The organism is Lactococcus sp. S64 (genome assembly GCF_016516525.1).
Classification (GTDB): Bacteria; Bacillota; Bacilli; order Lactobacillales; family Streptococcaceae; genus Lactococcus; species Lactococcus lactis.
In genome coordinates this window covers 36,028-49,553 of the sequence record NZ_JACVUQ010000002.1, presented here as the reverse complement: position 1 = coordinate 49,553, position 13,526 = coordinate 36,028, and the positions used below count along the sequence as shown (strand labels likewise).

Sequence of the window (13,526 nt, the reverse complement as noted above, 5' to 3'; positions counted from 1 at the left end):
GAAATGAAAGAAATAAAAGGGACAATTGCAAGTCCAAAGGGATTTTTGGCAGATGCTGTTCATGCACAATTAAAATATAAAAACTTAGATTTAGGGTTAATACTAAGTCAAGTTCCAGCTGCGATTGCTGGCGTTTTTACAACCAATAAAGTTTGTGCAGCGCCAGTATTGATTGACCGTCAAATTGTCAAAAAAGGACAAGCACGGGCCATTATTTGTAATTCGGCGGTTGCCAATGCAGTAACAGGCGAGCAGGGTTATGCAAATGCTTTAAAAACACAAAAATTGCTTGCTGAAAAATTTGAACTCAAAGCTGAGGAAGTGGCGGTTTGCTCAACAGGGGTCATTGGAGTACAGCTTCCGATGGAAAAAATTGCCACAGGGATTTCAAAGTTATCCAAAAATGAAGGGACAGCAGCATATTTTGCCAAAGCCATTTTAACAACAGATACCCAAACTAAAACAATTAACTTTGAAGCTGAAATTGGGGGTCAAATCGTGAATATGGCCGGGGTTTGTAAGGGATCGGGGATGATTCATCCAAATATGGCAACCATGCTTGCTTTTATTACGACGGATGCAAAAATTGCTCAAGCTTTACTACAAAAAACATTATCAGAAATTATTGAAACGACATTTAATCAGATTACAGTGGATGGAGATACTTCAACGAACGATACTGTTTTGTTGATGGCAAATGGCCAAGCTAAAAATAATGAAATTTTAGAAGGAAGTTCAGACTATCTTTTGTTTAAAGAAATGCTGGCAAAGGTTTGTCAGTCCTTAGCCAAACAAATCGCCGCTGATGGTGAAGGTGCAACTAAACTGATTGAAGTGACCGTCAAAGGAGCGCCAAATAATTTAGCAGCGCGATTTATTGCCAAAAAAATTGTGGGTTCAAGTTTAGTTAAAACGGCAATTTTTGGTGCAGACCCTAACTGGGGGCGGATTATTTCGTCAATTGGTCAGGTGGCTAATTTTGAAGTTTCTGATATTGAATTAAAACTCCAAGATGAACTTGTGCTTTATCATTCAACACCAGTTGACTTTGATGCAGCTTTTCTTTCTGAGAAATTAAAAGAAGATAAAATTGAAATTATTGCTGACTTGAATGCTGGAAGTGGCTTGGGTCAGGCTTGGGGCTGTGATTTGACTTATAAATATGTCGAAATTAATGCTTTATATACAAGTTAAGAAGGAGAAAAAATGACAAATTTATTTGAAAATTATGGTCGCCTACCGTTTAGCTTAATCAAAGGAGAAAATCAATATTTATTTGATGACAGGGGAAATAAGTATTTAGATTTCACAAGTGGGATTGGGGTCATGAATTTAGGATATAGTTTTGAAAAGGGAAAAGTGGCGGTGAAAGCTCAATTAGACAGCCTGTCTCATCTTTCAAATCTTTATCAAAATCCTTTGCAAGAAGATGTGGCTGAAAAGTTAAGTCAGAATCATTCTTATAAAGCTTTTTTTTGTAATTCTGGGACTGAAGCTAATGAAGCAGCTTTAAAATTAACTCATCTCATCAAAAAAGATCAGAAAATTTTGGCGTTTACAGATGGCTTTCATGGTCGTACTTTTGGTGCTATGAGTGCAACCATGCAAGAAAAAATCCAAGCAGGATTTTCGCCTTTATTACCAAATTTTGTGGCTAGTCCTTTTAATGATGTGGTAGCACTTGAGCAAATCCTTGAAAAAGAAAAAATTGGCGCGATTATTTTTGAAATTATTCAGGGTGAGGGTGGCGTTTTACCAATTTCTCCAGATTTTGCTGAAGCTCTAAAAACTTGTCAGCAAAAAGGAATTTTACTGATTATTGATGAAGTTCAAACTGGAATTGGTCGAACTGGAAAATTATTTGCTTTTGAACATTTTGATTTTGAGCCGGATATTTTTACTTTGGCAAAAGCATTGGCGAATGGGATTCCTACAGGTGCGATGCTCGCTAAGAATAAATATGCCAGTTATTTTTCAGCAGGAAAGCATGGCTCAACATTTGGTGGGAATCCTTTAGCCATGGCTTCGGCTAATGAAGTTTTAAAAGAAATTGACAGTGAGTTTTTAGAAAAAGTGACTGTCAAAGGCATTTTTTTCTTAAAATTACTGACAGAAAATCTGTCAGTAAAAGCGACGGTTAAGTCCATCAGAGGTTTGGGATTGATGATTGGAATTCAATTAACTGACGAGAAAAAAGTTCCAGAAGTTCTTGCTTTACTGCGTGAAAATGGTCTCTTAGCCTTGTCAGCTGGTCATGATGTCATTCGCTTACTCCCACCGCTTGTCATGACGAAAGAAGAACTGCAAAAAGGAGCAGAGCTATTGGAGAAAATTTTATGAGAGATTCACAAAACACAGCTCAGACTTTGACCGAAAGTCTCAAATATTTTCTGAAATATCGTGACCAAACGGTTGTCATTAAATATGGTGGCAATGCGATGATTGATGAAAAAGTGAAAGAAAGTATTCTAAAAGATATTTTATTACTTAAAACGGTGGGAATTAAAGTAGTTTTGGTTCATGGCGGTGGACCTGCGATTGGTGAATTACTTGAAAAATATGAGCAAAAAAGCCAATTTGTTCAAGGTTTGCGCGTGACAGATAAGAAAACAGCTCAATTAGCACTGACAGCTTTAGCTGGAAAAGTAAATAAAAGTTTGGTTCAAGATATCATTCGTTTAGGTGGCAATGCGATTGGCGTTTCAGGAATTGATGGTAAATTGATAGAAGCCAAACCTATTTCTGAAGATTTAGGCTATGTTGGAGAAATTACAGCGATTCATCCGGAGATCATTGAGCGTATCAATCAAACGGATGCTGTTCCCGTCATTGCTTCGGCTGGCATTGGTCTTGATGGTGAAATTTATAATGTTAATGCTGATACCGCAGCCAGTCGAATTGCCGGTGCATTGAGTGCTGAACAATTTATTTTATTAAGCGATGTTCGTGGCTTATATGGCAATTTTCCTGACGAGGAGTCATTTATTGATGAAATCAATCTGACCAATCTAGAAAAGTTAGTCAAAGAGAAAAAAATCACTGACGGAATGATTCCAAAGATTGAAGCCATTAAATATGCCATGTTTGAAGGATTGGGTCAGGCTGTTTTATTAGATGGCCGTGTTCCGCACGCCTTGTTATTGGAATTATTTACTGACAAAGGGCAAGGGACAATGATAAATCATTGATAATTTAAGCAAATAAGAGGAGAGAGAATGTTTCAAGGAAGAAGTTTTTTAAAAGAAATAGATTTTAGTAAAGATGAATTGTTATATCTGATTGATTTTGCAATTCATCTTAAAAAGTTAAAAAAAGAACATATTCAACATAAATATTTATTAGATAAAAATATTGCCCTTATTTTTGAAAAAACATCTACAAGAACAAGAGCAGCTTTTACAACGGCCGCTGTAGATTTGGGAGCACATCCTGAATTTTTAGGGCCAAATGATATTCAGTTGGGCAAAAAAGAATCTATTTCAGATACGGCGAAAGTTTTGGGTTCAATGTTTGATGGCATTGAGTTTCGTGGGTTTAAGCAAAGTGATGTGGAAATTCTAGCCAAGGATTCAGGTAGACCCGTTTGGAATGGATTGACTGATGATTGGCATCCGACACAGATGCTGGCAGATTTTATGACAATCAAGGAGCATTTTGGCCATTTACAAGATTTAACCCTCGCTTATGTTGGTGATGGACGAAATAATGTGGCAAATTCTCTATTAGTGACTGGAGCAATTTTAGGCGTAAATATCACAATTATTTCGCCCGAGTCCTTGCAACCCGCTTTAGAAATACAAAAACTGGCACGTAAATATGCCATGAAAAGTCGCAGTAAAATAAGTATCCGAACAGATTTAAATGGACTTGAAAATGCTGATATTGTTTATACTGATGTTTGGGTCAGTATGGGTGAGGAAGCTCAAACAGCCAAGCGAATTAAATTATTGAAATCCTATCAAATTAATCAAAAAGTTGTTGAAAAAATTATTAATAAAAACTTTATTTTTATGCATTGTTTACCCAGCTTTCATGATTTAAACACGGAAGTGATGAAAGAAATTAAGGAAAATTATAACCTTAATGAATTAGAGGTTACTGATGAAGTTTTTAATTCAAAGAATTCGGTCGTTTTTGAACAAGCTGAAAATCGAATGCATACCATAAAAGCAGTCATGGCGGCTACTTTAGGGGATTTATTTATTCCTAAAATATAAAAAAAGAGAAAAAGCGTTAATTAAGGGGGAATAGCCCAGATTTAATGTTTTTTCTCTTTTTTATGGCGCAAAAGTCCCGTTCCACAGGGAAAGGCATACAAAAAAGGTTTTTTTTGGTATAATAAGGGATAAAACTAAAAATTAAGAGAAGTTTTAAGTGAAGGAGATTTTTATGCTCAAGCTTCAAAAAAAATTAAAAAATGATTACGGATTAGTCTTCAATGATGAAGATTTATTAAAAACAGCTTTTACACACTCTTCATTTACAAATGAAGAACGGCTCCCAAAGATTGCAAACAATGAACGTTTGGAATTTTTGGGAGACGTTGCCCTATCTTTGGTTATTTCTGATTATCTTTATCGGACTTATCCTGAGAAATTAGAGGGAGAACTTTCCAAAATGCGCTCAAGCATTGTTCGGACAGAATCACTTGCTAATTTTTCACGCTCATGCGGTTTTGGTGAGTTCTTGCGATTAGGTCATGGTGAAGAAAAAATGGGCGGTCGTGACCGCGAAACAACACTAGAGAACCTTTTTGAGGCTTTTTTAGGTGCGCTTTTTATTGACCAAGGAATGGATGAAGTTCGTAAATTTATCCAACATGTAGTCATTCCTCACGTTAAAAATGATGACTATGTTAAAGTGATTGACTATAAAACAGAACTTCAAGAAGTGTTACAAATTGGTGGAGAAACAACGATTAGCTACAAGATTCTGAAAGAAGAAGGGCCAGCTCATGACCGTTCCTTTGTGGCCGCGGTTTTTAACAATGGTAAAGAACTCGGACGAGGGCTTGGAAAATCTAAAAAAGTTGCAGAACAAAAAGCAGCAGAAAATGCAATAAAAGGGCAAAACCATGTATCTTAAAAAAATGGAAATTGTCGGCTTCAAATCTTTTGCCGATAAGACTAAAGTTGAATTTGATAAAGGGATAACCGCAGTTGTCGGTCCAAATGGTTCTGGGAAATCAAATATTGTTGAAGCATTGCGCTGGGTTTTGGGCGAGCAATCGGCTAAAGCACTTCGTGGTGGGAAAATGCCCGATGTTATTTTTGCTGGAACTGAAAAAAGACGTGCTCTTAATTATGCTGAGGTTATTGCTCATTTTGACAACTCTGATCATTACCTGCAAGGACAAGATGAGAATGAAGAAGTTGTTATTACCCGACGTTTATATCGAAATGGTGATTCCGAATTTTTGATGAATGGTCGTAAATGTCGTTTGCGTGATATTCATGATTTATTCACAGATACTGGGCTTGGTCGTGACTCTTTATCGATTATTTCCCAAGGACGAATTGAATCTGTTTTTAATTCTAAACCGGAAGAAAGACGTGCCATTTTTGAAGAAGCAGCAGGTGTTTTAAAATACAAAAATCGACGGAATGAAACTGAATCAAAATTAAATTCAACCCAAGATAATCTTGACCGTTTAGAAGATATCATTTTTGAATTAAATAGTCAGCTCGTGCCCTTACAATCGCAAAGAGATACTGCACTCCGTTTTCAAGAACTAGAAGCAGAACGTTCAGACTTGTCACTTTCTGTACTGGTTGGTCAGTTGGAATCTAAAAAAGCCAAATATGATCAAACAGAACTTGATTTGGCGCAAGTGGCACAGGAATTAGCGAGTTTATCAACTCGTAAAAAAGTTTACGATGAGCAAGTCAGTCAATTACGTACAGAACGCCAAAAAGTAGAAGCCGAGCAAGAAAAATTGCAAGCTGACCAACTTAATTTTTCTAATCTAAAATCAGATTTAACAAGAAAAATCGAATTATTTGATGTTCAAAAAGATTCATCAGAGAAATCAGCTGCGGAACGCGAAGAACGTTTAGAAAACTTAAAAAGTCGTTTAGAAATCACTCAACAAAATTTGACAGAAGTTCAAAAAAAATCAGAACTTTTACTGACAGAAAAAAATGACTTAGATAAATTACTGACAGAGCTGTCAGCAGATTTAGCGACCTTATCTGAATCACCAGAAGTGGTCATGGAACGGTTACGTGATGAATTTGTTCAATTAGTTGAAGAAGAAGCCCAAATCTCAAATGAAATCGTTAGAAATAAAGCTGAAATTACAGATTTGAGCCGTAGACAATCTGAACAGGATGAGTCTGTCAGAGAAAATTTGACTAAATTTGAAAAAATCAGTCAAGATTTATCTGAAGCACAGGAAAATTTAAATACTGTTAAAAAAGAAATCGAGACCCTTTTAGCGAAATTTGAAGAAGGAAATCAAGCAGAGAAAAAACAGGCAGAATTAGAACGTTTAGCCCAAAATAAAATGTATGATTATCTGCAAGAACTTAACCAACATAAGGCCCGTTTGACTTCCTTGCAAAACATCCGTGAGAGTCATAGTAATTTATTTGCTGGTGTCCGTGCCGTGATGCAAAATGCTGCACAAATTGGTGGCGTGATTGGGGTTGTTTCTGATTTATTGACCTTCGATCCTAAATATACAACAGCCATTGATATTGCTCTAGGTGGCGGGAGCCAAAATGTAGTCACAGAAGACGAAAATGCGGCTAAAAGAGCAATTGCTTTTCTACGTGAAAAAAGATTAGGACGGGCGACTTTTCTACCGTTGACAACGATTAAAGGACGAGACTTTAATGGTTTAAATCGTATTCAAAATATGACAGGATTTGTTGATTTAGCAATCAATCTTGTAAGCTTTGAAAGTCGGTTGCATAAGGCGATGAGCTCACTTTTAGGAACAACGGTGATTGTTGATTCTGGAGAAAATGCAACTGCTATCGCTCGAGCAATGAATTATAATGTTCGGATTGTTACGCTTGACGGAACACAGATTAACCCTGGTGGTTCTTATGCAGGGGGAGCTGGGAAACGTAATTCAACAACTTTTACTTCTGTTGAAATAAGTAATTTAGAAAAACAAATTAAGTCATCAGAAGAGCAGTTAAAAATTTCAGAAAAAGAAGTTCAAAAAGCCCAAAGTGCTCGTCAAGAATTGCTAAAAGAAATTGAACTTTTGAAAACTCAAGGGGAAGAAAAACGTTTTGTTGAACAATCTTTGAATTTGAAAATTGAACAATTAACAGAACAAAAAGTTGCGCTAGAACAATTAACTAATCTGTCAGCAAATCAAGAAGCAACAGGTAATTTGCTTGAATTAACTAAAGAAAATGAACATAAAGTAGAAGTTCTTGCAAAAATTACAGAGCGAAAAGCTGAAATTGAAAAGCAACTTGAAGAAGTTAAAACGAATAGTCAAGCGCATAAAGCCTTGCAATCAGAGAAAACAAGTGCTTTAAATCAGGCTCAACTTCGTCAATCAGAAGTGGCCAGTGAATTGAAATTCACCAAAGCAGATGAAAAACGTTTACTGACAGACTTGTCAGCCTTGACAGAAGAAAAAAATCAACTGACAGCACTTTTAAACCCTGTCCAATTTGATGAAACAGAAAGAAATAATTTCTCAAAACAACTGACAGAAGTAGAAGAACGCTTGAGTCAAATTAATGTCCGAATGGTTAGTTTAAAATTTGAACGTGAAGATTTAGCGGCTCAAATGGAAGATTTAGAACATCACAATCAAGATTTTATCCAGCAAACACAAGAACTTAACACGAAAAAAACGCGTTATGAAATGCAATTGGAACAAATCGAAGGACAATTGATGACACTTCAAGAAACGTTGAATAGTGAACATCAAATCAGTTTTGAAGAGGCGCAAGCCACTGCAAAAATAGTGGATGATTTAGCGGAGGCTGAGCAAAAACTCAAAAATCTAGAACGTCAAATCAAGGCATTAGGACCAATTAACTTGGATGCCATTGCTCAATTTGATGAAGTCAATGAACGCTTTACTTTCCTTTCAAGTCAAAAAGATGATTTATTAGAAGCTAAAAATCTTTTATTGAGTACAATCGATGACATGAATGATGAAGTTAAAATTCGGTTTAAAACAAGTTTTGATGCGATTCGTGAAAGTTTCAAAACGACCTTTGCTCAAATGTTTGTTGGTGGGCTTGCTGATTTAGAATTAACAAGCGACAACCTTTTAGAAGCTGGGGTTGAAATTAAAGTACAACCGCCAGGTAAAAAATTATCAAGTTTAAATTTGATGAGTGGTGGAGAAAAAGCGCTGACAGCTTTAGCTTTAATTTTTGCAATCTTAAGAGTACGAACAGTACCTTTCGTGGTTCTTGATGAGGTTGAAGCGGCACTTGATGAAGCCAATGTTAAACGTTTTGGTGATTACATGAATCACTTTGATAATAGTAATCAATTTATTGTTGTAACACACCGTCGTGGAACTATGGCGGCAGCAGGTTCAATGTATGGCGTTACAATGGCTGATGCTGGGGTTTCTAAGATGATTTCGGTGAAACTTGATTCGGCTATTAATTGAAATTTAAGATAGTTTTAATCTATAAATGCTACACTATAAATTGATTTTTGAAGGACTGCCTAATTTATGGCTTGGTATATGATTTGCCTAAAAATAAGGAAAGTCGTATAATTTAAGCAACAAAAACATGAATTTAAAAAATTTCATTAATTAAAAAAATAATGAAATTGGCGTTTTTCGTATTCATTAATAAGTTTTATATTAATGAATTGACTGCAGTTTTTCTTTAAATTAAGGAAGAATGAGTATATTTTCTGGGGATAATAAATTGAAAAAATTACTATCTGCTTTCAACACACGTGTTGGTTTGCTTAGTTTTATTGTATTTTTTGTATGGGTAAAATCGATGATTGCCTACTTTGGAGTTTTTAATCTTCGCGGAGTTGGTCCAGCAGAATTATTGCTGATGATTATTAACCCAATTGGTTTTACAGCTATTTGTTTTGCTGTTTTACTCTTTATTAGAAGAACTTCGCTTTTCTATTTAGCGACACTGGTCTTAACGATAGCTGCAAACTTTTTGCTCTATCTTAATATTCTCTATTATCGAGAATTCACCGATTTCATCACGATTGATACGATGACTGGTGGGGCCGGAATGTTCCAACATGGTTTTGATTTTGGCTCGGTGCCTGTTCATTTGATGGACTGGGTTTATTGGATTGACCTTGTAGTCATTATTGTTTTATTGATTGCTAAAAAAATGAAATTCGACCAACGACCGGTTGGTGCGAAAAGAGCATTTACTTATCTTTCAATGGGCTTGGCTTTGTTTGGTTTGAATTTCTGGTTTGGAGATTTTAATAAACACCAATTGATTTTGCGTAAGGCCCAATCAGATAAAACTTATATTGTTCGATATCTTGGCTTAGGCCCATGGATGTTAACAGACGGTTATTATACGAATTTAGCAAATACGCAACGGAAAGATGCCAGCAAAGAAAGCTTGCAAGAAATTCAAAAATACATTGCTTCAAATCGTTATTTAGCACCGAACTTGAAAATGTATGGAATTGCTAAAAACCGCAATGTTATTGAGATTCACTTGGAATCTTTCCAACAAGCATTGATTGATTTGAAAATTAAAGGAACAGACGGAAAAGAACATGTTGTTACGCCTTTCCTAAATTCAATCTATCATTCAAATTCGACTTACTCATTCAGTAATTTCTTCAATCAGGTTGGACAAGGAAAAACTTCTGATGCCGAAAATCTATTGGAAACATCAACATTTGGTTTACCAGCTGGCTCACTTTTTGCCAAATATGGTTCAACTCAAACTTTCCAAGCAATGCCGGCTATCTTGAATCAAACCGATGGTTATAGTTCAGCTGTGGTTCATGGGAACGTTGGTGCTTTCTATAATCGATTGAATACATACAAACAAATGGGTTACCAAAACTTCTTTGACCAAAGTTTCTTTGATAATTCCGCATCAAATATGAGTCCTTGGGGAATTAAAGATAAATTACTCTTCCGTGATTCTGTACCATTGCTTGAACAAATGCAACAACCTTTCTATGTTAAGTATTTGACAGTTACAAATCACTTAACATATACAATGGATGATGAAGACAAAGATCCGAACTTTGCAACTGTTGATTCAGGGAATAAATTAGTTGACGGTTACTTTGAAACGGCTCATTACTTAGACCAAGCAGTTCAACAATTTTATGATTATTTGAAGAAATCTGGCTTATACGATAAATCAATTATTGTGTTATATGGTGACCACTACGGAATTTCTGGTAGTGATAATAAGGCATTTGCGCCTTATGTTGGCTATAATGCTGATACTTTCAATAGTTACGATAGTACAATGTTACAAAGAACACCATTCATGGTAGATATTCCTGGACAAACAAATGGTCATATTATCAATACTTATGTTGGTCAACTTGATGTTATGCCAACGCTTGAGCATTTACTTGGGATTGATACGAAAAAATATGTACAGTTTGGTCAAGATATGTTTGCTTCTGGTCGTCAAGATTTTGTTGCTCTAAGAAATGGTGGATTTGTTACTCCAACCATTACTCAACCAAGTTTGAATGGAAACTATTATGATACTCAAACGGGCTTGCAGATTGAAAAACTTAATGCTCAGCAAGAACAATATGTTAAAGAAACCAAGCAAAAAGTTTCTGATCTCTTAAAAGCATCTGATAAATTAAATAATCAAAATCTCCTCAGGTTCTATACGCCAGAAGGCTTTAAAGCTGTTGACCCTAAAGATTACAACTATACGGTCAAGGCAACCGAGAAGAGACTGAAGAAAGAAAATGAAGATTTAGCAGCTAGATCAAATAGTTTACTTAGTCAAAATCAAGGAAAATCAACTTTACCAGATTATTCGGTTGAAATTCCAGAAGTTGAAAAAGGACAAGATTCACCAAAGGTGAAAGATTAATAAAAATAAGATAAGTTACTGACAAAATGTTTCAAAATGAGTTAATCTAATTTTGAGGCTGGTCAGCACTTTATATTAAGAGAGGAACCAATGAAAACAGGATATTTTCTGCCAGTGTCACTTAATCATCGATTAGTTTTGCTCTGGGGCATCATCATTTTAAGCTTTGAGCGAACACTTTTTTATGAATTTAATAAAGAAGGCAACTGGTTTTTGACTATTTTGGCGATTGTTTCATATATTATCTTTATCACTTTGATTTGGCCACACCGTTTCTTCATTGCTGATGACGAGCTTCACTTTACAACTTTCCCCCGAGTGCGAATGAAAACAATTGAATTGAAATATATCACAGCCGTAAAAATAACTAAATTTGGTTTTGGATTTTCTTATGCTGGCAAACGTTATCAATTCTTCACTTTTGGAAAGTCTAAAGAAGCTTTAGCAACTTTGCATGATACGATAGAACATTCTGATAAAGTCAGTGATTTAAAAGCCTAATAAAAAAGACGGCAGTTTTGTCGTCTTTTGATTTGTCATAAAAAAATAGGACTAAAATTCATTGTTTTAGTCGATGAAAAAAGGAAAGTTATGAATATAAAATGGATATTCAAGAAAATGCTACTTCCCATAATCTTTGCTATTGTTGCATTTTTTCTTGTGAGTCATGACCAATTTTTGTACGAGGCGCCAGTTGGCAAAATTACGGTTGCCAAAACGGTAAGTAGTCACGAAGTGAGTGATGATTTTCAAAATAAAGACCGTCAAGTCACGCAAGAATTGTCAATAAAAGTCCTCAATGCAAAAGGAGCAGAGCCTGGCAATTTAAATTTAAAAAACACAACAACTCTCTCTCAAACAACAGGACAAATTTATCGTGTTGGTCAGCAAGTAATCTTAAAGAAAATATCGGGAAATTATCAAATTGTGACCTTAAAAAGGGATGCACTAATTGTTGGACTACTCGTTTTATTTATTGGTTTTGTCATTAGTTTTGAACGATTTAGGGCTTCAATTTTTCTTTTCTTATCTCTGGTCTTAAACCTTCTTTACTTTGTGATTGTCATCGCCCTTAACGTTGAATTTAATCCACCTGTCATTTTGCTATTTGGGATTCTGTCAGTAATTTTTGCAGCTTCCTCCCTTTTATTTGTCTTGGGACCGACAAAACAGATGCTCTATACTTTTATAACTACCGTATTAACCACTGCTTTAACTTTTTCAATTGTTTTATTCGTTCTAAAAATGACAGGGAATTCGGGTATTCATTTTGAATATTTGGACTATGTCACCCAAAATCCATCAGAGTTTTTCTTTGTTGGGACAATGATTTCAGTTTTAGGGGCAATCATGGATGGTACAGGTGATATTGTTGCAGGGCTTTTTGGTATGGCTAGACAAAATAAATTGAACAAAATAAATATGGTCAGAAAAGATTACATTAAATCAGGAATTTCAATTGGGCAAGAGCTCATTGGAACTTTGACAAATGTTTTGTTCATGATTTTCATGGCGGAAACTTTGCCGATGACGCTTTTATTATTGAGAAATGGAAATTCTTGGTCTTATATTGCAACGGTTGGTCTTAATCTTGGGTTATTACAAACAATTATTTCGGCCATTGGAATCGTGTTAGCTGTGCCAATTACCGCTGTTTTCACAAGTTTTGCTTTGACTAGAAGTCATCAAGGAAAGGAGAGTTCTTTATGAATGCACTCTTGATCCTATTAATTTTACTGATTGTATTGATGCTTATCGTTGCCAAAAAAGATGGCTTACGAAATTTAATTGGTTTGACCTTTAATTTTATTGCCATTTTTGTGTTAATTACTTTAATTTCTTGGGGATTTAATGCAATAGCAGTTCTGATAGTTCTGTCAGTAATTATTTTGGCAATAGCTATCTTTATGTCTGCTGATGAAAGTGAAGTCACGTTGATTGCTTTTAAAACGAGTATTATTGTTGTTTTATCTTTGCTCATTCTTGCTTTAATCATTCAACATTTTGGTCAATTTCAGGGATTTGCTACAGAAGATGTTGATGAATTGGAAAATCTGTCATTAAATGTGGGGCTTAATTTTTCAAATGTAGCCATTGTAGTCATGGTTATTTCCATGCTTGGAGCGGTAGCAGAATCAGCGATGGCTTTAGCAGCTAGCCTTTCGGAAGTTGTTGAGCAGGACGAAAACATGAGTCTTGACCAATTTAAAAATCAAAGAGAAATTATATCTCAACAAATTTTGGGAACAGCTGTCAATACCCTCTTTTTTGGAGTTTTGGGGGCAACTGTCGGTCTAATTCTCTGGTTTGTACGTTTAAACTATCGCTTGGCGGATATTTTTAATTCAAAATTACTGATGGCCGAAGTTGCCACCATGCTTTTAGGAATGTTAGGGATTCTATTTGCAATTTGGCTTTCTGGTTATTTTGTTCAAAAATCTTTTGAGCAAAAAAATACTGACAGATAATTCTGTCAGTAAAAACAAAAAGACTTGATTAATTATCAAGTCTTTTTTA

10 protein-coding genes are annotated in these 13,526 nt (G+C 35.3%); all 10 read left to right on the top strand.

What is annotated here, in order from left to right:
* The first annotated feature begins 3 nt into the window (after positions 1–3).
* Positions 4–1,194 carry a bifunctional glutamate N-acetyltransferase/amino-acid acetyltransferase ArgJ gene (gene argJ, locus IAE51_RS02660; protein WP_058212115.1) on the top strand — a complete coding sequence of 397 codons (1,191 nt, stop codon included), beginning with the start codon at positions 4–6 and terminating at the stop codon, positions 1,192–1,194.
* Positions 1,195–1,206: 12 nt separating this feature from the next.
* Positions 1,207–2,340, top strand: coding sequence for an acetylornithine transaminase (locus tag IAE51_RS02655; protein WP_200094678.1), 1,134 nt, complete (start codon positions 1,207–1,209; stop codon positions 2,338–2,340).
* Complete coding sequence (gene argB / locus IAE51_RS02650; RefSeq protein WP_011835542.1) at positions 2,337–3,188, top strand: acetylglutamate kinase; 852 nt, start codon at positions 2,337–2,339, stop codon at positions 3,186–3,188. The genes IAE51_RS02655 and argB overlap by 4 nt, the downstream gene beginning before the upstream one ends.
* A gap of 27 nt (positions 3,189–3,215) precedes the next feature.
* Positions 3,216–4,217, top strand: a complete 1,002-nt coding sequence (argF, locus tag IAE51_RS02645; RefSeq protein WP_012897474.1) for an ornithine carbamoyltransferase — start codon at positions 3,216–3,218, stop codon at positions 4,215–4,217.
* Positions 4,218–4,389: 172 nt separating this feature from the next.
* A complete protein-coding gene (gene rnc / locus IAE51_RS02640) occupies positions 4,390–5,085 on the top strand; it encodes a ribonuclease III (protein WP_010905569.1) in 696 nt (231 codons plus the stop codon).
* Complete coding sequence (gene smc, locus IAE51_RS02635; protein WP_058206151.1) at positions 5,075–8,599, top strand: chromosome segregation protein SMC; 3,525 nt, start codon at positions 5,075–5,077, stop codon at positions 8,597–8,599. The genes rnc and smc overlap by 11 nt, the downstream gene beginning before the upstream one ends.
* 241 nt (positions 8,600–8,840) lie before the next feature.
* Positions 8,841–11,009 carry an LTA synthase family protein gene (locus tag IAE51_RS02630; RefSeq protein ID WP_012897477.1) on the top strand — a complete coding sequence of 723 codons (2,169 nt, stop codon included), beginning with the start codon at positions 8,841–8,843 and terminating at the stop codon, positions 11,007–11,009.
* A 90-nt stretch (positions 11,010–11,099) separates the two neighbouring features.
* A complete protein-coding gene (locus IAE51_RS02625) occupies positions 11,100–11,510 on the top strand; it encodes an EbsA family protein (protein WP_200094675.1) in 411 nt (136 codons plus the stop codon).
* Between the two features lie 90 nt (positions 11,511–11,600).
* Positions 11,601–12,719 (top strand): YibE/F family protein, encoded by a 1,119-nt coding sequence (locus IAE51_RS02620; protein WP_015426122.1) that lies wholly within the window; start codon positions 11,601–11,603, stop codon positions 12,717–12,719.
* A complete protein-coding gene (locus tag IAE51_RS02615; RefSeq protein WP_033900327.1) occupies positions 12,716–13,477 on the top strand; it encodes a YibE/F family protein in 762 nt (253 codons plus the stop codon). The genes IAE51_RS02620 and IAE51_RS02615 overlap by 4 nt, the downstream gene beginning before the upstream one ends.
* Positions 13,478–13,526 lie beyond the last annotated feature (49 nt).